The organism is Saccharopolyspora gloriosae (assembly GCF_022828475.1).
Taxonomy (GTDB): Bacteria; Actinomycetota; Actinomycetes; order Mycobacteriales; family Pseudonocardiaceae; genus Saccharopolyspora_C; species Saccharopolyspora_C gloriosae_A.
In genome coordinates this window covers 5,417,379-5,437,659 of record NZ_CP059557.1, presented here as the reverse complement: position 1 = coordinate 5,437,659, position 20,281 = coordinate 5,417,379, and the positions used below count along the sequence as shown (strand labels likewise).

General features: G+C 68.9%; 21 protein-coding genes. 8 read left to right on the top strand and 13 right to left on the bottom strand.

Annotated features, from left to right (window positions below):
- Positions 1–724 precede the first annotated feature (724 nt).
- Positions 725–1,552, top strand: coding sequence for a serine hydrolase (locus H2Q94_RS23720; RefSeq protein WP_243789384.1), 828 nt, complete (start codon positions 725–727; stop codon positions 1,550–1,552).
- 34 nt (positions 1,553–1,586) lie between these two features.
- Here H2Q94_RS23720 and H2Q94_RS23715 read toward each other — a convergent pair whose 3' ends face one another.
- Positions 1,587–2,114 carry a hypothetical protein gene (locus H2Q94_RS23715; RefSeq protein ID WP_243789383.1) on the bottom strand — a complete coding sequence of 176 codons (528 nt, stop codon included), beginning with the start codon at positions 2,112–2,114 and terminating at the stop codon, positions 1,587–1,589.
- A gap of 265 nt (positions 2,115–2,379) precedes the next feature.
- Positions 2,380–2,706, bottom strand: coding sequence for an FKBP-type peptidyl-prolyl cis-trans isomerase (locus H2Q94_RS23710; RefSeq protein ID WP_243789382.1), 327 nt, complete (start codon positions 2,704–2,706; stop codon positions 2,380–2,382).
- Between the two features lie 232 nt (positions 2,707–2,938).
- On the opposite strand from H2Q94_RS23710, the gene H2Q94_RS23705 reads away from it, so the two are divergent.
- A complete protein-coding gene (locus tag H2Q94_RS23705; RefSeq protein ID WP_243789381.1) occupies positions 2,939–3,571 on the top strand; it encodes a pyridoxamine 5'-phosphate oxidase family protein in 633 nt (210 codons plus the stop codon).
- Between the two features lie 143 nt (positions 3,572–3,714).
- On the opposite strand, the gene H2Q94_RS23700 is transcribed toward H2Q94_RS23705, so the two are convergent.
- The 5 genes from H2Q94_RS23700 to H2Q94_RS23680 form a co-directional block, all read right to left on the bottom strand.
- On the bottom strand, positions 3,715–4,185 hold the full coding sequence (locus H2Q94_RS23700; RefSeq protein ID WP_243789380.1) for a VOC family protein: 471 nt from the start codon (positions 4,183–4,185) through the stop codon (positions 3,715–3,717).
- A 106-nt stretch (positions 4,186–4,291) separates the two neighbouring features.
- On the bottom strand, positions 4,292–4,942 hold the full coding sequence (locus H2Q94_RS23695) for a DUF3592 domain-containing protein (protein ID WP_475274048.1): 651 nt from the start codon (positions 4,940–4,942) through the stop codon (positions 4,292–4,294).
- A gap of 275 nt (positions 4,943–5,217) precedes the next feature.
- Entirely contained in the window at positions 5,218–5,430 is a 213-nt protein-coding gene (locus H2Q94_RS23690) for a YbdD/YjiX family protein (RefSeq protein ID WP_243789379.1), read from the bottom strand.
- Between the two features lie 8 nt (positions 5,431–5,438).
- A complete protein-coding gene (locus H2Q94_RS23685; RefSeq protein WP_243795881.1) occupies positions 5,439–7,577 on the bottom strand; it encodes a carbon starvation CstA family protein in 2,139 nt (712 codons plus the stop codon).
- A gap of 248 nt (positions 7,578–7,825) precedes the next feature.
- Positions 7,826–8,647, bottom strand: coding sequence for an LLM class F420-dependent oxidoreductase (locus tag H2Q94_RS23680; protein ID WP_243789378.1), 822 nt, complete (start codon positions 8,645–8,647; stop codon positions 7,826–7,828).
- Between the two features lie 514 nt (positions 8,648–9,161).
- Between H2Q94_RS23680 and H2Q94_RS23675 the strand changes: the two genes are divergently transcribed.
- The 4 genes from H2Q94_RS23675 to H2Q94_RS23660 all read left to right on the top strand — a co-directional run bounded on the left by H2Q94_RS23675 (position 9,162) and on the right by H2Q94_RS23660 (position 12,242).
- Positions 9,162–9,686 carry a SigE family RNA polymerase sigma factor gene (locus H2Q94_RS23675; RefSeq protein ID WP_243789377.1) on the top strand — a complete coding sequence of 175 codons (525 nt, stop codon included), beginning with the start codon at positions 9,162–9,164 and terminating at the stop codon, positions 9,684–9,686.
- Positions 9,683–10,717: a hypothetical protein gene (locus tag H2Q94_RS23670; protein ID WP_243789376.1), complete on the top strand. Its 1,035-nt coding sequence runs from the start codon at positions 9,683–9,685 to the stop codon at positions 10,715–10,717. Before H2Q94_RS23675 ends, H2Q94_RS23670 begins: the two co-directional genes overlap by 4 nt.
- 179 nt (positions 10,718–10,896) lie before the next feature.
- Complete coding sequence (locus tag H2Q94_RS23665) at positions 10,897–11,391, top strand: helix-turn-helix domain-containing protein (protein ID WP_243788041.1); 495 nt, start codon at positions 10,897–10,899, stop codon at positions 11,389–11,391.
- A gap of 11 nt (positions 11,392–11,402) precedes the next feature.
- Positions 11,403–12,242 (top strand): IS3 family transposase, encoded by an 840-nt coding sequence (locus H2Q94_RS23660; RefSeq protein WP_243795566.1) that lies wholly within the window; start codon positions 11,403–11,405, stop codon positions 12,240–12,242.
- 91 nt (positions 12,243–12,333) lie between these two features.
- Here H2Q94_RS23660 and H2Q94_RS23655 read toward each other — a convergent pair whose 3' ends face one another.
- On the bottom strand, positions 12,334–13,593 hold the full coding sequence (locus H2Q94_RS23655; protein ID WP_243789375.1) for a hypothetical protein: 1,260 nt from the start codon (positions 13,591–13,593) through the stop codon (positions 12,334–12,336).
- 408 nt (positions 13,594–14,001) lie between these two features.
- Between H2Q94_RS23655 and H2Q94_RS23650 the strand changes: the two genes are divergently transcribed.
- Both H2Q94_RS23650 and H2Q94_RS23645 read left to right on the top strand, forming a co-directional pair.
- Complete coding sequence (locus tag H2Q94_RS23650; RefSeq protein WP_243789374.1) at positions 14,002–14,505, top strand: DUF3145 domain-containing protein; 504 nt, start codon at positions 14,002–14,004, stop codon at positions 14,503–14,505.
- A 73-nt stretch (positions 14,506–14,578) separates the two neighbouring features.
- Complete coding sequence (locus H2Q94_RS23645) at positions 14,579–15,163, top strand: hypothetical protein (protein WP_243789373.1); 585 nt, start codon at positions 14,579–14,581, stop codon at positions 15,161–15,163.
- A gap of 121 nt (positions 15,164–15,284) precedes the next feature.
- Here the strand turns inward: H2Q94_RS23645 and H2Q94_RS23640 are convergent, their stop codons facing one another.
- The 5 genes from H2Q94_RS23640 to H2Q94_RS23620 form a co-directional block, all read right to left on the bottom strand.
- The gene (locus H2Q94_RS23640) at positions 15,285–16,532 is read right to left on the bottom strand and encodes a beta-ketoacyl-[acyl-carrier-protein] synthase family protein (protein ID WP_243789372.1); all 1,248 of its coding nucleotides are present in this window, start codon (positions 16,530–16,532) and stop codon (positions 15,285–15,287) included.
- Entirely contained in the window at positions 16,529–16,768 is a 240-nt protein-coding gene (locus H2Q94_RS23635; protein WP_243789371.1) for an acyl carrier protein, read from the bottom strand. The genes H2Q94_RS23640 and H2Q94_RS23635 overlap by 4 nt, the downstream gene beginning before the upstream one ends.
- Before the next feature lie 70 nt (positions 16,769–16,838).
- Positions 16,839–17,819 carry a beta-ketoacyl-ACP synthase III gene (locus tag H2Q94_RS23630; protein WP_243789370.1) on the bottom strand — a complete coding sequence of 327 codons (981 nt, stop codon included), beginning with the start codon at positions 17,817–17,819 and terminating at the stop codon, positions 16,839–16,841.
- Entirely contained in the window at positions 17,816–18,793 is a 978-nt protein-coding gene (locus H2Q94_RS23625) for an ACP S-malonyltransferase (protein WP_309501068.1), read from the bottom strand. Before H2Q94_RS23625 ends, H2Q94_RS23630 begins: the two co-directional genes overlap by 4 nt.
- A 210-nt stretch (positions 18,794–19,003) precedes the next feature.
- Entirely contained in the window at positions 19,004–20,206 is a 1,203-nt protein-coding gene (locus tag H2Q94_RS23620; protein ID WP_243789368.1) for a PucR family transcriptional regulator, read from the bottom strand.
- Between the last annotated feature and the right edge of the window lie 75 nt (positions 20,207–20,281).

Here is a 20,281-nt window from a genome sequence, read left to right as displayed (position 1 = left end):
GTTTACCGGCCCCAGGGTATGGTACAAGTGGCTCCGCTCCGGCCTTGATCATGACTTTGGCTGCCAGTATCGGGTCTAGCCGCTTGCCCATGTCCCGCCTTCCGGTCCGCCGTGAGTTAGTCAGGGATGAATGGCGATCCCTGGGGCTCTGGTGCTTTGTTCTTAGGGATCATGCCAGCTGCCTCTGACAGTGGGAGCTTCGTGGGGGAGGCTATTCCAGGAAACGGGGCGTCTGGTGGGCGAGCTGGGTGCGAGTTTGGGTGCGAACTGGTGCCGATCTCGCACCCAGAGCCACGCCATCGGCAACGACGAGCACCGTTTGCCCAGGTCGCCCACCAGAGCCACACGTGACGTTGGTCTCATAATCCGTCAGCCGTGGGTTCAAGTCCCACCTGCCCCACCTTGTGGGGAACCCGCTGAGCGAGCGCGAAAGCGCAGTCGGCGGGTTTTCTTGTCGCATCGCCGAGCCCGTAGTCGGCGGCGGGGAGAGTGACGGCCCGGCGAGCCCGGTCGCTTCGCCGGTTCGTTCGTCCGATGGCGGCCCTGGCTGCGCACGCGTTCCTTCCCGTGGCCGGTGCGGTTCGCCTGCGTTCGGGATGAATCGGCGCTCCGGACGAACCTTCTGCCGCGCTGCGCGTCTTTTCAGATGTGGAGATCCACGAGTCACCGGACGGGGGTCCGGGATGACTGTGCTCTGGTCTGAGGGGGGCCGATGGTTCTGAACGTGCGAAGCATCTGGATCGCGTTGGCGGTGATCGCGGTCCTGGGCGTGGTCGGCGGGATGGTGGGGATGGCGAGTTCTGACCGCTGGGAGTCGTCCTGCGCCGGCTCTGTGTCGCGGGGTGCCGCGGACGACGAGATCGCCCGGGAGATCCGGGAGGAGTTGCCGTCGTTCACGGAAGGCACCTCAGTGGCCGTCGAGGTGGTGAATTTGGACTCGTGCGCGGAGGTCACCGGCCTCGACGCCGAGAGCGGGTTCCCGACCGCGTCCGTGGTGAAGCTGCTGATCGCGATCGACGCGGTGGAACGCTCCGGGGGAGTCGCGGACAGCGAGATCCAGCGAATGCTGTCGGCCAGCGACGACGACGTGGCCAGCCGGTTGTGGACCGCTAACGGAGGCCCGGACATCGTCCGTCGCACGGCGGCGAAACTGGGACTCGCGGACACGGTGCCGCCGCAGTCGTCCGGCCGGTGGGGGAACACCCGGATGAGCGCCAGCGATGTCGCGCGGGTCTACCAGTACTTGACGGCGGAAGCCGACGCGGACACCCGGACGCTGCTGCTGGGCGCGCTGGGGCAGGCACCTGGCACCGCGGGAGACGGATTTCCGCAGCACTTCGGCATTCCCGACGGCCTGCCCGAGCATCGGTGGGCGATCAAGCAGGGCTGGGGATCAACCGACACCAACACCGTGCTGCACACCACCGGACTGGTCGGCGGGGATCGGAACCTGGCCGTCGTGGTGCTGAGCACCTGGCCGCCGGACACCGACTGGCAGGCGGCCAGGACGGCGCTGACCGAAGCGGTCCAGTCGCTCGACCGGATCCTCTGACCGGCGCGTCATTCCGGGGAGGTTCGGGCCAGTTTCAGGCCGTGGTGGGCGAAATGGTTTTCGAGGAGTCTCGCCATGACGACGGCGGAGTCGTCCCTGCTCCGCAGACGGTCGTCGTCAGCGGGAAGTGGCCGGGCCGCACGACCGTGCGGGTGAAGAAGTCGCACAGGACGTCGAAGAATTCCTGGTCCGAGCGGGTGGGGCTGGATTCGCCGAGGGCGGTGAGGCCTGCTTCGACGATGGTGTTGAGGTAGCGGCGGCGCGCGTTGCGCTGGTGGCGGACCTCGCTGGTCTCGGTCACCTCGGTCACGTCGACCGCTCGGAACCTGTCGGGATCGCTGCCGGGGCCGCTGCTCGGCCAGTGGTCGTCTGCGCGGACCTTCACCACGGCGTCCTCCACGGAATCCGCGTCGACGTAGTGCACCCGCCTGATTCCCCCGTCGAGGCTCTCCAGTTCGACCCGGTAGTGGGACAGGTCGTTCTCCTCCGGCGCGTGATCGCGGCCGTCGAGCTCACCGCCTTCCGCGGTCTCGTGCGCCTGATTCGCTGGTGTGTCGGTCATTCGCCGTCCTCGTTTCGGTGGATTCCACGGATCGCACAGCCGCCCGAGATCCTCAGCGGACGAGCGGGCTCGCCGTCCGCCAACGATCGTGCTCAAGACGGTCAAGGGTGCGTCGGCTGATAGTGCGAGGTCGTGATTTCGGCGGGATTCCTCTCGGTCCGCCGAGGCACGATCACCGGGCCGAACCCATCACGAGCTTGCTGACGCGGGCATTTCGATGCCGCGAGGAGCCGGCCGGAGCGGGCGGGCTCCGGCCGGCATCGGCTCAGTTGACCTCGAGGAGTTCCACGTCGAAGTGCAGCGTGGAGTTCGGCGGGATGACCGGCGGGAAGCCGCGCTCGCCGTAGCCCATGGCGGGCGGGATCACCAGGGTGCGGGTGCCGCCGACGCGCATGCCGGTGACGCCGGTGTCCCAGCCCTCGATGACCTGGCCGGAACCCAGGGTGAAGGTCAGGCCCTGGCCGCGGTCGTGGGACGAGTCGAACTTCGAGCCGTCGCTGAGCGTGCCCGTGTAGTGCAGGGTCACGACGTTGCCCGGCTGGGCTTCGGCGCCGTCGCCGACCTTGGTGTCCTCGACCTGCAGATCGCTCACGTCATCCTCCTCGGTTGTGGGCCGCTCAGTCTGCCTTGCCGCCGGGACCCGTCGGGGGTGAGGGGTGGTCTCGGAAAAAAGCGAGAACTATTTGTTCCACCCGTAAATGGGAAGATCCTTCTCTGTTTCTGGATCGGTGGTGTGGGGCGTTTCATTCTGTCCGATCGTTGTGCTGATCCCGGGTGTTTGGTCACCGTGAAGGGATCGTTCCATTTTTCGGGGAGGGCGGGCGATGAGCAGGTTCGCGCGGCTGGCGTTCACCGACGCGGTGCGGGAAATGCAGGTGGAGCAGGGCAGCCGCCCGGTGTACCGGAAGGACTTGGGTGCGTCGGTCGGGCTCGAATCGGATCCGCTGGGTGATCGGGAGCGCGAGTTCATCACGGCGCGGGACGGTTGTTATGTCGCTTCCGTCGGGGAGACCGGGTGGCCGTACGTGCAATTTCGCGGTGGTCCCGCCGGATTCGTGCACGTGCTGGATTCCGGCACTCTCGGATACGCCGACGTGCGCGGGAATCGCCAGTACATCACCGACGGGAACGTGCGCGGCGATGACCGGGTGGCGCTGTTCTTCATGGACTACGCGACGCGAACCAGGCTCAAGTTGTTCGGGCATGCCGAGGTGCGCGACGTCGCCGATGATCCGGAGCTCACGGCCCGTCTGAACGAACCGCGCACCGACGGCCGGGTCGAGCGGCTCGTGCTGATCGGCGTCGAGGCTTACGACTGGAACTGCCCGAAGCACATCCCGCACCGCTACTCGGAGGCCGACCTGGCCCGAGTGCACGCCCGCCTGAACCGCGCGGAGAACGAGAACACCGCCCTCCGCGCCCGCCTCGCCGCCCTCGGCGAACCGCTTCCGGAGTGAGTGAACGGACCGTTCGCCCAATCTCGTTGGACGAACGGTCCGTTCACTCGAATCCGGCGCCGTGCGGGTTGCTCCGGTGGTCGGGGTGAACGGACTGTTCGCCCAATCTCGTTGGACGAACGGTCCGTTCACTTACTCCGGGACTAGGCGGCGTAGGCGCGGCGCAGGGCGTTGAGGTCGAGCTTGTGCATGGTGAGCATTTCCCGCATGACGCGGTCGGAGCGGTCCGGATCGGGGTCGCGCAGCATGTCGGTGAGCTCGCTGGGCACGATCTGCCAGGACAGGCCGAAGCGGTCCTTGAGCCAGCCGCACGGTCCCTGCTCACCGCCCGCCACCAGCTGCTCGGTCATCCGATCCACTTCTTCCTGCGAGTTGCAGTCCACGTGCAACGAGATCGCCTCGGTGAACGTGAACTCCGGACCGCCGTTGAGGCCGAGGAATTGCTGACCGGCCAGTTCGAACGTCACGGTGAGCACCGTGCCGGGCTCGCCGGGGCCTGCTTCGCCGTAGCGCTGGATCTCGGTGATCCGAGAGTTCGCGAAGATCGACGTGTAGAGCCGCGCCGCTTCTTCCGCCTGGCCGTCGAACCACAGGCACGTGGTGATCTTCTGCATGATGTCCTCCTCTGCGCGAACCTGCCGCACCTGCACAGGAGGACCATTCCCGGGCGGAATACTCATCGCAGCCTGAACGCGGAGCGGTCGAGGCCGCCTCCGGATGTCAGAGCAGGAGGGCCGTCGCCAGGAGGAACAGCAGGAACAGTGCGGCGAACCCGTTCCGCCGAATCGTGGGCGCCGGCGAAGCCACTTCCGCCTGTTGGGGCCGGTCACGCTGGTAGACGACCGGAACTCGGGCACCGGCGCGCTTGGTGACGTGCCGACTCGTGAACTGGATTCGCCGGCCGTCGTGATCCGTGAAGTCGACGATCCATGCCCCGGACTTCGAAGCGTCGGTCTTGCGGACCACCACACCCTCCGTGCGGATCCCGGTCCGGCTCAGTCGCACGAAGCTGGTGATCCGCAGAACCGGAACGGTCAGCGCGAGCAGCAGGATGCCCACGGAGACGGCGGGCAGGAACGGCGGCGCCGAACTCGAGCCGGTGTGATCGTCCGGGGTGGGCTCCGAGATCAGGCTGGCGGTGAGCGCGACGGCCGCGAGGCAGAAGAGCGTGCCGGCGATGAATGCCGAGGTCGCGGCCTTCAGCGGGGTGCCTTCGGTCGCCGCCAACCTGGAGGTCTGGGGCTCCTCTGGGAGGTAGAGCACGTCCGCTTGGTCTCCGACCGGGGTGAAGGTGTTGTGGATCTTTTTCGGTTGCAGGGTGAACTGGTCGCCGCGCTGGTCGCTGTAGCCGAACAACGGCTGATCGAGCATGGCCCCTCGCTCATGACCGTGCACGGTCGCCGTCGTCCGAACACCGTGGTCCTGCAATCGCCGGGTGACGCGCACTTCGTTCCCGCCATGCCTCAGGACGGCGATCCCTGCGGCGAGCAGGAGTAAGCAGAAGATCAACCCGGGCACATCTTCCCCCGTGATCGTCACGAAGCCCCCTGCAGGTCGTGCCGACGTCTACGACGCGATCACACCAGAGGATTCGCCGGAGCCGCCAGCAACCGTGCCCGAACGGCCGCAGGGCGTGCCCGCTCGGGTCAGCAGCAGCGGGAGCCGGGGTGGGTGTCGCCGCGGTCGACGTGGCGGCGCCAGAATTCGCGCTCGCCCAGCGGTGTGGTGCCGGCGTGGTGCTGCCGGTGGTGTTCCAGGTACCGCTCGTAGGCGGTCTCGCCGACGATGCCGCGGGTGATCTGCCAGGCCTCGCGGGCGGAGCGTCCCAGCCGGGACAACACCGCCCGCGAGGAGGGCATTCGGGAACTCACGTACCCGCGCCCACTTCCTGGCGGTCCTCCGGTTCACGGCGGTCCCGCAGGATGCGCCGCTCCTCGGCGGTGGGGAACAGGCCGGTCGGCGCCCACAGCTCCGACTCGGTGTGCGGTGCCTCGGTGTCCGGCAGCGGTTCGGTGCTGCGCAGCGCCTGGATCCACACGCGGATCGCATCCACCAGCACGATGAGGATCAGCACGGCGAACAGCACGCTGAGCACACCGCACACGGTGGAGTTCGTGACCACTTGGCGCATCTCCTCGACGGTGCCCGCCGAGCCCTTGCTGGTCTGCCCGGCGTCGATCGCCGCCTGGTAGGCCGCGCGCTGGGAGAAGAAGCCGAGCTTCGGGTCCGGCGAGAACACCTTCTGCCAGCTCGCGGTCAGCGTCACCACCGCGTCCCAGGCCAGCGGGATGATCGTCACCCAGGCGTACTTCGCGCGCCCGGACTTGATCAGGATCGTGGTGGCCACCGCCAGCGCCACCGCGGCGAGCAGCTGGTTGGCGATGCCGAACAGCGGGAACAGCTGGTTGATGCCGCCCAGCGGGTCGTTCACACCGGTCCACAGGAAGTAGCCCCAGCCGCCGACGATGACCGCGCTGGAGATCCAGATGCCGGGCTTCCAGGTGACGTCGCCGAAGCGCTTCCACACGTTGCCGACGGTGTCCTGCAGCATGAATCGGCCGACTCGGGTTCCGGCGTCCACGGTGGTGAGGATGAACAGCGCCTCGAACATGACCGCGAAGTGGTACCAGAAGGCCTTCATCGCGTCCCCGCCGATGACCTGCGAGAACACTTCCGAGAGTCCGAGGGCGAGTGTCGGGGCGCCGCCGCTGCGGCCCACCAGCGTCTCTTCGTCGACCGCGGCTGCCGCGGCGGCGAGTTGTTCCGGAGTGATCTGGAAGCCCACTCCGGCCACGGCTTGCGAGGCGGACTGCAACGTGTCGCCGAGCGCTGCACTGGGCATGTTCATCGCGTAGTACATGCCGGGATCGATGATGCAGGCCGCGGCCAGCGCCATGATCGCCACGAACGACTCGGTGAGCATCCCGCCGTAGCCGATGACGCGGACCTGCGACTCCTTCTCGATCAGCTTCGGCGTGGTTCCCGAGGACACCAGCGCGTGGAAGCCGGACAGCGCACCGCAGGCGATCTGGATGAACACGAACGGGAACAGCGTGCCCGCGAACACCGGTCCTTGGCCGTTCCAGGCGAACTCGGTGATCGCCTCGGTCTTCATCACCGGCATCGCGATCAAGATCGACACCGCCAGCATCACGATGACGCCGACCTTCATGAACGTGCTCAGGTAGTCCCGCGGCGCCAGCAGCATCCACACCGGCAGCACCGAGGCGATGAAGCCGTACACCACCAGCGCCAGCACGACCTGGTTGCCGGAGAGCGTGAACGTCTCGGCCAGCGCCGAGTCGGCGACCCAACTGCCGCCGATGATGCTCAGCAGCAACAGCACGACGCCGATGATCGAGGTCTCGATGATCCGGCCGGGCCGCAGATAACGCAGGTAGATGCCCATGAACAGGGCGATCGGAATGGTCATGCCGATCGAGAAGGTGCCCCACGGCGAGTCCTTCAGCGCGCCGACCACGACCAGTGCCAGCACCGCCAGCAGGATGATCATGATGGCGAGCACGGCGATCAACGCCGCGATGCCGCCGACCGGGCCGATCTCCTCGCGGGCCATCTGCCCGAGGCTGCGGCCGTTGCGGCGGGTGGAGAAGAACAGCACCACCATGTCCTGCACGGCGCCGGCGAACACCACTCCGACGATGATCCAGATCGTGCCGGGCAGGTACCCCATCTGCGCGGCCAGCACCGGGCCGACCAGCGGACCCGCGCCCGCGATGGCGGCGAAGTGGTGCCCGAACAGGACTCTGCGGTCCGTCGGCTGGAAGTCCGTGGCGTTGTTCAGCCGCTCCGCGGGCGTCGCGCGGGTGTCGTCCACCCGCAGCACCCGGTAGGCGATGTAGCGCGCGTAGAAGCGGTAACCGATCGCGTAGGAGGCGAGCGCGGCGAACACCAGCCATGCGGCGGAGATCTCCTCACCGCGGCCGAGCGCGATGGCTCCCCACGAGATGGCCCCCACCGCGGCCACCAGAACCCACAGGACGATCTGCTTCGGACTCCACTTGTTTCGTTGCGGCGACGCCCCGTCCGTCGGCGTCGTCGTCGTCGTGTTCGCCACCGTCCCCGGTCTCCGTTCCGCGATCAAAGCAGTTGTGCATGCAACTTGCTGTTGTGATCGCACCGATCTGCAAAGCAGTCGCAAGGATCTGCCTGCGATGTCCCCCATGTCCAGTGCAAGACCGGGAAGTAACCAGGATGTAAGGGGCCGCCGCGGCAACAGCGGCCCCGCACGGCTCAGCTGTGCTTGGTCACCACACCGGCGAGCAGATCGAGCCGCTCCAGCGACTCGTCCCGCGGCTTCGTCGGCAGGTAGAACAAGAGCCGATCCACCCCTGCCTCCGCGTACTCCTCGACCACCGAGTCCTTCGGCGCCGCGTACAGCGACACCGGAACCCGCCAGCCCGCGTGCTCGCGCACCTTCTTGATCAGCTCGCCGAGGTTCTCGGTGCCCGCGCGGGGAAGCCAGCCCCCGCCGTACTCGGCGACCCGGTCGAAGGAACGCTTGCTCTCGCCGCCGATGTAGATCGGCGGATGCGGCTGCTGCACCGGCTTCGGCCACGAGTAGATCGGGTCGAAGTCCACGTGCTCGCCGTGGAACTCGGCGAGCTCCTTGGTCCAGATCTCCCGCATGGCCCGGATCCGCTCGTCCATCAGCGCGCCGCGCCTGCCCGGTTCGGTGCCGTGGTTGCGCATCTCGTCGCGGCTCCAACCGGCGCCGATGCCGAAGAGCACCCGGCCGTTCGAGACGAGGTCGAGGCTGGCGACCTCCTTCGCGGTGGTGATCGGGTCGCGCTGGATCATGAGCGCGATCCCGGTGCCCAGCAACAGGTTCTCGGTCACCGCGGCGGCCGCGGTGAGGCTCACGAACGGGTCCAACGTGCGGTAGTAGATCCGCGGCAGGTCGCCGCCGCCCGGGTACGGGGTGTCGCGGCTCGCGGGGACGTGTGTGTGCTCGGCGAGGAAGAGCGAGTCGAAACCGCGGTCCTCCAGCGCTCGTCCCAGCTCCGCGGGGCCGATGCCCTCGTCGGTGTTGAACGTTGAGATACCGAACTTCATGGCCGTTGAGGCGGCCGGGAGGCCGCCTATCCTCCCATCGTGCGCCGGGTGCGGAACCGTAGGTGTTCCGCGGCCGACGGTAGTCCAACGCGCACCCGGCGGCATCGCCTGCCAAACGGGCGAGTGAGGGTGCTGATGATCGGCTGACCAGGGGTGACGGCGAATGGGTGATCTTGGGTGTGGTGATTCTTACTCGCCGCATCGGCCCGGCGGCTCGGTGCGCGTCCCTGGAGGTCCTTTGTGGATGGAATATGCCGCCTGGTCGGTGAACGTCCCGGTGTGCGAGGGAAACGGCCACGGGCCGAGCCCGGGACGACCTGGGAACGGTCGGTCTCGCGTGGCTCCGGCCGCCTCGTCCGGACGATCACTGCGCGACGGCATTCGTGGCGGACGGTAAACTGCGCCTCTCCGCCGGTCGGAGCTTCGATCGGGAAATCTGGTCCGCGTCGGCTGCCAACCGCGAAGGGGGTCTCGGGCGTCATGCAGAGATGTGACGGTTTCGATCGCATTGCCCGTGACCGCCTGGCCGGGCGACGGGCTGGCGGCCATGGATGAACTGACGACCAAACTCACCGAGCTATACCAGGACAACTACCGGCAACTGCTGCGGATCGCGGTGCTGCTCGTTGATGACCGGGCTTCCGCCGAGGACATCGTGCAGGACGCCTACGTGCGGGTCTTCGACTCCAGGACGCGGTTGCGCGACCCGGACAAGGCGCTGGCGTTCCTGCGGCAGGCGGTGCTCAACCGGGCTCGGTCGGTGTTACGCCGCCGGTTGGTCGCCAAGCGCTATCAGCCTCGGATCGCCACTGAGGACTCGCGCCCCGACGACACCGGGCGCGGCCTGGATCGGGCGGTGCTCGCGGACGCGCTGACCCATTTGCCGCGCAGGCAGCGGGAAGCCGTGGTGCTGCGGTACTACGCCGACTTCAGCGAGGCGCGGACCGCGCAGCTGATGGGCGTGAGTCAGGGTGCGGTCAAGTCGTACTGCTCGCGTGGAGTGGCTCGGCTTTCGGATTTGCTGCGGGAGCGGGTGTGAGGGATCCAGACGACACGCAGGGCGTCGACGAACTGCGCAGCAGGCTGCACGCGTTGGTGGACGACGTCGAGCCGCGCGGTGACACGCTGCCCCGGCTGCTGGCGGCCCGTCAGCGCCGATCTCGGCGCCCGTCCCGGCGTCCGCTGATCGCCGCGGGCGGTGTGGCGGTGGCGGCCTCAGCGGTGTTCCTGGTCGCGCTGACAGTGGTGCCGGGGACGACCCCGCACCAGGCGGCGCCGGTCAGCATCGCGCCGAACAGTTACGTCGCCGCACCGGACCCGGGCACGCTCGCCTCGTTCGACGTGCTCACCGGACAGCGGCACGAGGTGCTCGCCGACGTCGGAGGACCCGTGCGGGGCGGACTCGCCGCCGACGGGGACCGGGTCTACGCGACCGTTCCGGCGGCGGGCGGCAGCGACATCGTCATGCTCGGCCCCGACCGGAGCGTCCGGCCGGTCGCGCACCGAACCGGAACCGATACGGCGCTGGCGGCGGGCGGCGGGCGGATCGCCTACGCCGACGGCGACGGCGTGACGGTCGAGGGAACCGGTCAACAGCAGCGGATCCCGCTGCCTGCCGGGCGGCAGGCGCTCGACCTGGCGGTGGACCACGACGGGACGCTCGCAGTGCTCACCTCGCAATCCGAGATCCACATCGTGGCTCCCGGCAACACCGAACTGGGCGAACCGATGCCGAAGTCGCCCGCCGGGACGTGCCCGCCGCAGGCACTGGCCTGGGCCGACAGCGAGGTCGCGGTGCTCACCTCTGCCGAGTGCGGAAACCCGCCCGCCGAACGGATGCGGGTCACCACGCTCGACCGGGACAGCGGCGCCGCGATCGGCGGCGGCGCCCCGTTCGACACCGGCGGTGCGCTCACCGCGGAACAGGTGCAGCTGTCCGTCGACCGGGTCGGCCGGTACCTGGTGTCGGTCGCCGACGGCAGGCAATGGCTGGTGGACGGCGCGGACACGCGCCCGGTCGCACCGGCGTGCGGCGGCAACGACTGCGTTCCGGCGACGTTCTGGGGCTGAGCTCGCTACGGAGGCCGACGGGATCCGCGATCGAGGTGAATGTCCCCTTCACCCGATCTGACCGGTCAAACGGGACGTCCACCCGGTGGAAGTCGGTGCCTCCTTTGGCCGGTCCTGCCGCTGAACTGGTCCCCGGTGGTTGGACTGGAAAGTCAGTTCCAGCTACCGGGGAGTGGTTCGTGTATCCGCATAGTTCGTTGTCGCGGGAGCAGCGTGAGGCCGCTGTGGTGTTGTTCGGGGCTGGTCATGGGGCGGTGTCGGCTGCGGCCCGGTTGGGGGTGTCGGCTTCGGCGGTGAGAACGTTGCGGGATCGATGGTTGTTGCGCGGCCCGGGAGCGTTGATCATGAAACCGACCAAACGGTCCTACTCGTTCGAGTTCAAACTCGACGTGGTGCTGCGGTTCGTGGCCGGGCAGGCCACGGCGGCCGAGCTGGCCGCCGAGCATGACCTGTCGTCACCGAAGCAGGTGAAAAATTGGGCGCGCCAATATCGGCGTGACGGCGAGGATGCGTTGCGCCCCAAGCGGGAAGGCCGCCCACCCCGCGAACCACAACCACCACCGGACGGCGAGACGGCCGAACTGGAACGGTTGCGGACGGAGAATCTGCGGTTGTCCGCGGAGAACGCCTACCTAAAAAAACTGCGGGCCTTGAAGGAACAGGGGCGAGGGTAAAAACCCAGGTCATCGTCACCCTCAAGGCGCACTATCCGCTTGCGGTACTGCTGGAGGTCGCGGGCCTGGCCCGGTCGACGTTCTTCTATCACCAGGCCCGGCTCGACCGGCCGGACCCGCACGCCCGGCTGAAACAGGCCGTGACCGACGTGTTCCAGCAGGCCCACGGCCGTTACGGGCACCGCCGCGTCCACGCCATGCTGCACCGCCACGGCCTGAGACCGGCGAAAAAGACCGTCCTGCACATCATGCGCACCCTCGGCCTGGCCTGCACAGTCCGCCGCCGACGCCGCTACTCATCCTGGAAGGGCGAGGCCGGCACCACCGCCGGCAACGTCCTGGACCGCGACTTCACCGCCCCGGCACCGAACACCAAATGGGTCACCGACATCACCGAATTCCGTGTCGGCACAAGCAAAATCTATCTCTCACCGATCATCGACCTGTTCGACCGCTCCGTCGTGTCCTACTCCTGGAGCACCCGACCCGACACCCACCTGACCAACTCATCACTGACCAAAGCCATCGCCACCCTCAACACCGGCCACACCCCACTCGTGCACACCGACCAAGGCTTCCACTACCGACACACCTCCTGGCGCCAACTGCTACACGAGGCAAACCTGACACCCTCCATGTCCCGGAAAGCGACCTGCCTCGACAACGCCGTCGCCGAAAACTTCTTCAGCCACCTCAAAGAAGAACTCTTCCACCACCACAACTACAACACCCCCGACGAGTTCACCACCGCCCTCGAGAACTACCTCGACTGGTACAACACCACCCGCATCTCCACCACACTGAAGAACCTCACCCCCACCGAATACCGAGCCCAGGCCCTCACCACCTAGCCTTCACTCACCCAGTCCAACAAACAGGGACCACTTCACGCTCAAAGGAGGCATTCACCTCGTTCGGAGGGGCTTCGTCGGCACTTCGGACCTACTCGGGTGTGCGCAGTCTGAGGCCGCGTTCGGCGAGGACGCGCAGCGCGACGTCGTCCGGATCGGACTTGCCGGTGGCCCAGGCGGCCTGCACGATCCGCACTCGCGAGCCAGTCTGCTGCACCGCCTGCGCCGAGCCGTCGAACCCGCCCGGCACGCCCGGTTCGGCGGCCAGGTCGGCGACACCGCCCGACCCCGGTGTGTTCAGCAGTTCCCGCAGATTCCGCGCCGGAGTCGCATCGCCGAGGTCCACGACCGCGAGGGACACCGTCGCCGTCCGGCCCGCGGCCGCACTGTCGAAGACCTGCCTGGACAGCGCCACGCACGGATGCCGCTGGAACCAGGCCCGCACATCGCCGAACGAGGATTCTGCGCAGTCGCCGCCGAGCTCGGCACCGGTGCGCTCGAACGAGATCCCGTCCACCCGTTGCGCGACGACATCCGGCTCCGAACCACCGGCCCACAGCAACGACAGCACCGCGCCGGCCAGCACGACCGCGGCAACGCCGAGCGCGATCAGCCTCGTGCGCCGCGAGGTCCCGCTCAGCCGTGCCCGCAGTGCGTTCGGCTTCTCGGCAGGCGCTGGTGGGGGTGCTTCGTCCTGGACCTTCGGGATGAGCAGCGTGTTCGCCGAGGCGAGATCGGGTGTCACCGAATCCGGGAAGCCCTCAGCGGTCAGTTCCGCGACGGAGATCCTGCCCGCGCGCTCATCCAGGACGCGCAGCACGTGCCGCGTCGGCTCGACCCTGCAGGGGCGTTCGTAGGTGGCGAGTTCGCGGGCGGCGGCGAGGATGCTCGTCGTCGACGGGTACAGCACCCGCACGCCGCGATGCAGATCGTTCGTCGGCTGGGTGATCTGAGCGACGTACGGGCCGACGGCGACGATGGCCGCGACCGGCATCGGCTCCGCGCCACGGGACTGCAACGCGCGGGCCAGCGCGGCCGCCGACTCCAGCGCTTCCATGGCCGGGTTCACCGCAGCGGTCTGGCGCAGCAGCGGCCACCCGTCGACCGTCCACGGGGTGTGCACCGGAGCGTTCAGCGTGAGCGCCGAGTCCGGCAGGTCGATGCCGACGACCACCATGATGCCGCGCGGCAGCACCAGCACGGCGTCCAGCGTTCGCGGAGCGCCCGGTGGTTCCGCGCCGAAGACGGCGACGCCGCCGTAGACGCCGCTGCCGGGTCCCCAGGCGGTGATGGCCGCTCGGATGTCCGCGCCGATCTTGGTCGGCTCCTTGCCGAGCCGCACCACCCGCATGACCGTCTCCGTTCCGCGATCGAGCTCCAGTCGCCCGGTCGGTCTATGGCCACCGGGTCCGGCAGGCATTGTCGCCTACTGCGCGTGCTCCCCCATCCGAGTGGTATCGGACACTCGTCCGCACCCGCGTGGTTGGGCCGTCCGGGGCACCCGTTCGTCCGCACGGACGGGCCTGGGAACTGCAAGGATCTCGCTGCGGCGGGAGCAGGGGAGTACCTCGGACGGTATCGGAACGACATGCCCCGTACGGGGAGTTCATCAACTTCATGTGGCGTCCGTGGTCAACACCCGTGCAGAATGACGCCGCACACCACCGATCTCCCGCCACAACGGGTGATCGGAGGGATCGGCCACCGCCGGACGAGGTCGTAGGGGAAGACGTCCCTCGTCGAACAGCGGAGGTCAGCAGTGAGCACCCGTGGCAGCACCGGTGGCGTGATCTACGTCCACTCGTCGCCGTCTGCGGTCTGTCCGCACATCGAGTGGGCCGTCGCCGGCGCACTCGGCATGCGGACCGAACTCCGCTGGACGGCGCAACCCGCGGCGCCTGGGCAGTTGCGCGCCGAACTCACCTGGACCGGCGAACCGGGAACGGGCTCCCGCCTGGTCACCGCATTGCGCGCTTGGCCGATGCTGCGGTTCGAGATCACCGAGGATCCCAGTCCGGGAATCGACGGGCAGCGGTTCTGCCACGTCCCCGGCCTCGGCCTGTGGAACGCCCGCACCAGCGCGAACGGCGACATCGTCGTGAGCGAGGACCAGTTGCGCACGCTCGCGGCCAACAGCCGCGGCTCCGAGTCGTTCACCCACCGGGTCGATCAGCTGCTCGGTGCCGCGTGGGACCAGGAGCTGGAGCTGTTCCGCCACGCGGGCGACGGTGCCCCGGTCAGCTGGTTGCACCGGGTGGGCTGAGCGGGTCCTGGCCGGGTTCCTGACCCGTGACCGGTGCGATCCCGCCCCGTCGCGCTGTGGGAAGCTGATCGGCGTGCAGGCGAAATCTCCGGCAGGCCGATCGAACCACTCCTGGCTGAAGTGGGGCGTGCCGATCGCCGTGCTGGTGCTGCTCGCGGCAGGTGTCGGCGGGATCATCGCGCAGCGCTCCTACTCCTCGCCGGTGCGCGCGGGCATGCCCGGGGGAACGCCCGAGTCGGACGGTTCGCACCTCGCGAACATCGAATTCACGCCGGACGCGGAAGCGCACCCCGACAGCGCCGACATCCGCTGGACGCTGCAGATGCACTTCAACGCGATCAACATGCGCCGGTACGAAACGTGGAAGGCCACCGTCGTCGAGGAGAAGCAGAAGCAGCTTCCCGAGGACAAGTGGCAGCAGGAGTACGCCACCACCCGGGACGCCGCGGTCAAGGTGCACCGGGTCGAACCCGGCCCGAAGGACTCGCTGCGCATCCTGATGACGTTCGTCAGCACCCAGGATCCGAAGGCCGCCCCGCCGGGCCTGGAATCGTCCTGCCTGCGCTGGTCGGTGGTGTATCCGATGGTGGTCGACGCGGGCGGGTTCCGGCTGGACACCAACAGCCTCCCCGGCAGCGCCCTCGCCGTCCGCTGCTGACACCGATCGCGGAGGGGTCCCGAAGACAGCCCCGAAGTGAGATGCATTCGGGGCTGTCGAGCAGGTCCTGGCACGCCGCCTGAGGTTCCGGCTCCCGCGCACACGCGCGGCGACCCGCGAATCAGGCCTTGGCGAATGCGAGCGCCACGTTGTGCCCGCCGAAACCGAAGGAATTGTTCACCGCGGCCGACAGCTCGACCTGGCGCGGCTTGTCCGTCACCACGTCCAGTTCGACCTTCGGGTCGAGCTCGTCGAGGTTGCGGGTGGGCGGAATCTGCCCGTGGTAGATCGACAGCAACGTCACGATGCTCTCCACCGCGCCCGCGCCGCCGACGAGGTGCCCGAGCGCGCCCTTCGGCGCGGTCAGCGAGACCCCGTCGCCGAACGCCTTGCGGATGGCCGCGGCCTCGCCCACATCACCGACCACGGTGGAGGTCGCGTGCGCGTTGACGTGCTCGACCTCCGAGGTGGACAGATCCGCGGTGCGCACGGCCTGCGTCATGGCGTTGACCTGGCCGATGCCGTCCGGGTGGCTACCCGTGATGTGGTAGGCGTCCGCGGTGATGCCGACCCCGGCGAGCCGCCCGTAGATCCGCGCCCCGCGAGCCTTGGCGTGCTCGGCGCTCTCCAGGATCACCACGCCCGCACCCTCGCCGAGCACAAAGCCGTCCCGGCCCGTGTCGAACGGGCGCGAGGCCAGTTCCGGCTCGTCGTTGCGCGTGCTCAGCGTCCTGGCCTGGCAGAACCCGGCGACGGTGATCTGGTGGATGCAGGATTCCGCACCACCGGCGACCACCACGTCGGCCTGCCCGGAACGGATCATGTCCCAGCCCCGCGCCAGCCCTTCCGCTCCGGAAGCGCAGGCGGAGGCGGGGGAGTGCACACCGGCCCGGGCGCGCAGGTCGATGCCGACGTGCGCGGCGGGACCGTTGGGCATGAGCATCGGCACGGTCAGCGGAGAGATCTTGCGCAGCCCGTGCTCCTCCAGGAGGTCGTCCTGGTTGAGCAGCGTCACCGGCCCGCCGACGCCGGTGCCGAGCGCGACACCGAGCCGATCCGGATCCACCGACTCGTGCTCGTCGGTGGGCATGTCGTAACCGGCGTCGTTCCACGCCTGGCGAGCCGCGATGATCGCGATCGCCTGGCAACGGTCCAGCCGCCGCAGCTGCACCCGAGGCAGCACCTCGGAAGGATCGACGACCAGCGGCGCACCGATCTTGGCGGGCAGGTCGTACTTGTCGACCCACTCCTCCGTGAGCCTGCGAACGCCGCTGCGGCCGGTCAGCAGACCGTCCCAGGTGGACGCGACGTCACCACCGAGTGGTGTCGTCGCGCCCATCCCGGTGATGACGACGTCGGTCGCCGTCATGCGTTCTTGGTGATGTAGTCCACCGCATCACCCACGGTCTTGAGGTTCGCCAGCTCGTCGTCGGGGATCTTCACGCCGAACTTGTCCTCCGCCTGCACGGCGATCTCGACCATCGACAGCGAGTCGATGTCGAGGTCGTCGACGAACGACTTCTCGATCGTGACGTCGTCGGCGTCCACGCCCGCGACCTCTTCGACGATGCTTGCCAGACCCTGCGCGATTTCCTCGTTCGCCACGGTGGTTCCTTTCCTCTGTTGCGGTGTCACCTCGGGCGTGCCCGCGGTGGTATCCGGTGAGCGCGAACGCTCAGGGGCAGATCACGACTTGGCCGGCGTAGGACAGTCCGGCGCCGAAGCCGACCAGCAGCAGCACGTCCCCGCTGGAGAGCTCGCCCGCCGACCGCATGTGGTCGATGGCGAGCGGGATCGAAGCGGCGGAGGTGTTGCCGGAGTAGACGATGTCACGAGCGATCACCAGGTCATCGCGGGCACCCTGGCTCTGCAGCTTCTTCGCGATGCCCTCGACGATGCGCAGGTTCGCCTGGTGCGCCACCAGCGCGTCCACATCGGACAGTTCCAGGCCCGCGAGCTCCACGGCGCGCTTGGCGACCGGGGCGATCTGCGTCGTCGCCCAGCGGAAGACCGCCTGGCCCTCCTGGTAGATGTACTTGCCGTCGCGCAGGTAGATGGTGTCGACCAGATCGCCGGCACTGCCCAGCGTGGCCGGGCCGATGCCGGGCTCGTCGGACGGTCCCACGACCGCCGCGCCGGCACCGTCGGCGAAGATGATGCAGTTCGCCCGGTCCTGCCAGTCGATGCACTCCTGGAAGCGTTCGGCGCCGATCACCAGCACCCGGCCGGCCGACCCGGCGAGCACCATGTCGGAAGCCATGCTCAACGCGTAGCAGAACCCGGCGCACGCGGCGTTGAGGTCGAAGGCGCCGGAGGCCTTGATGCCGATCTGGTCGGCGACCTGCGCGGCGGCGTTCGGGATGCCGCCCGGCATCGTGCAGGTGGCGATGATCACCTGGTCCACGTCGGCCGGGGTCAGGCCCGCGTCGGCGATCGCCTTCGAACCGGCCTCGATCGCCATCGAGACCACGGTCTGGTCGTCATCGCCGAGGCGGCGGTGCACGATGCCGACGCGCTGCTGGATCCACTCGTCGTTGGTGTCGACGGTCTTCGCCAGATCGTGGTTGGTCACGATCCGGTTGCCCTGGGTGCTACCGAAACCGAGCAGCTTGGTGGCCGCCGGACCGGTGGACTGGCGCAGGGTCGGTTTGCTCACGCGTCGCTCCCAGAGATGTTCGCGTCCTGGGCGGGCTCCTCGGAGTCCGCGGCCAGCAGGTCGGCGACCTTGTCGAGGTCTTCGGGCTTCTTCAGCGCCACGGTCTTGGTGCCCTTGAGCTCACGGCGCACCAGGCCGGTCAACGCGCCGGCCGGCGGGAACTCGACCACGGCCCGCACGCCCCGCTCGGTGAGGGTGGCCATGCAGTGGTCCCAGCGCACCGGCCGGGTGATCTGCGCGACGAGGCGGCGCACGAACTCGTCGCCCGCCTCGACGACGGAACCATCCGCATTGGACAGCAGCCGGAACGCGGGGTCCTCGACCGCGACCTTGTCGGCGTGCGCGCCGAACGCTTCCTGCGCGGGCGCCATGAACCGGGTGTGGAACGCCCCGGCGACGGCCAGCGGCCGCACCTTCGTCCCGGTCAGCGGTTCCTCGGCCAGCGCCTCCAGCGCGGGCTTGCGTCCCGCGGCGACGATCTGCCCGGCGCCGTTGCAGTTCGCCGGGTCCAGCCCGAGAGACTCCAAGTGGCTCACGACGGCGTCCGGGTCACCGCCCATCACCGCCGACATCGCTGTCGGTTCCAGCGCGCAGGCGGCGGCCATTTCCCGGCCGCGCACCGCGGCCAGCGCCACCGCGTCGTCCGGCGAGAGCACTCCCGCGATCGCGGCGGCCGCCAGTTCGCCCACCGAGTGCCCCGCGACCGGAGTCTCGGCGGGAATGTCGAACCGGTCCCGCAGCTGCTCGGCGGCGAGCAGCGACAGCGCCACCACCAGCGGCTGCGTGACGGCGGTGTCCTTGATCTCGTCGGCGTCGGCGGTGGTTCCCAGCCGCACCAGATCCAGCCCCGCGCTCTCGGACCAGGCCGCAACACGCTCGCGGGCGCCGTCGAGTTCGAGCCAGGGCGTCAGCATGCCAGGGGCCTGAGAGCCCTGGCCGGGGGCGAGGAGCGCGATCACCCTGCTACTACACATCCCCGACCTAGATCGGCGTGATGTCGACACGGACGAAGTCCGAGGCGCAATCTTGTGGAGTGTCTACAACGGCCATCCTGATTCGGGCATCACGGAGCGTGAATCATTGTTGCTCATGTCGGTTCGATCACTTCCGGGGCAACTGCGCGCCAACCCGGCTCACCAGCGTTCACCGAGCCGCCGCAGGACGGTGACCAGGCAGCGGCGTGATCACCACAAGCCGCGGGCGCGTGCCAGTCGGCCCACCGACAACGCCACCCGCAGCACCAGCGCGTCTCGCGCGTTCGAGGGAGTGCGCCCGGTGAGTTCGGCGACCCTGCGCAGCCGGTACCGCACCGTGTTCGGGTGCACGTACAACTGCCGGGCGCAGTTCTCCAGCACCCCGCCCAGCTCCAGGTAGGTGTCCACCGTTTCCAGCAGCGCTCCGCCCGCGTCCACCAGCGGCAGCACGATGACCTCCACCAGCTGGCGCTCCGCCTCCGGGTCCCCCGCCAGCGCGCGTTCCGGCAGCAGATCCTCCGCCAGCACCGGGCGCGGCGCCGTCGGCCACGCCACCACCGCGCGCAGCCCGGACATCGCGTCCGACGCGGATCGGTGCGCTTCGGAGAGGCTGGACGTGGTGGGGCCGACGACCACCGGCCCGTCGTCGAAGGCCTCCGAGAGCTTGCTCGCCGCCTCGTGCGTGGCCCGGTCGTTCGAGGGGCCGCCGAACACCACCACCAGCCGGGTGCCCTGCACGCCCAGCAGCACCGGACGTCCGGCGCGGGCCGCGCGGCTGCGCACCTGGTAGACGATCGTCGGCGGATCGTCCGAGGGCGCGGTGCCGACCAGCACCGTCGCCTCCGAACCCGGTTCCCAGCCGAGCGCCGCCGCTCTGGACAGCAGCGACTCCTCCGGGTCGCCGCGCACGATGCCGTCCACGACGAGCGCCTCCAGCCGCGCGTCCCACGCCCCGCGGGCCTCCGCCGCCGCCGCGTACGAGGTGGCCGCCGCGAACGCGATCTCCCGCGTGTAGCGCAGGATCAATTCGGTGAGCGCGGTGCGTTCCTCGTCCCGTTCGGCCAGTTCCGGCAGCTGATGCTCGAACACGTCGATCGCCGCGCGCACCAGATCCAGCGTCTGACGCAGGCTCACCCAACGCGACAGGTCCTTCGGGGCGGCGCGGAACGCCTCCGCGGTCAAGCGGATGGCCTCCGTCGGGTCCTGCAGCCATGCCACGAAGTTCGAGACCCCGGTCTGGGTCACCAGCAGCACGCTCGCCCGTTGGTCGGCGGGCAGCCGGCGGAACCACGGCAGCCGCTCCTCCATCGCGTTGATGCTCGCGGTGGCCAGATCGCCGGATGCCCGTTCCAGTGCACGCAAGGTGATCGCGGAAACACGTTTGCCTTGTTCACCTGCGCCTTCGGAATTCATACCGCCAGAATCGCACGGCCTCGCCGCGTGCGGCGCCGGGCATCGAGCAGGCCGTGGCTCCGGGGTGGACGCTCC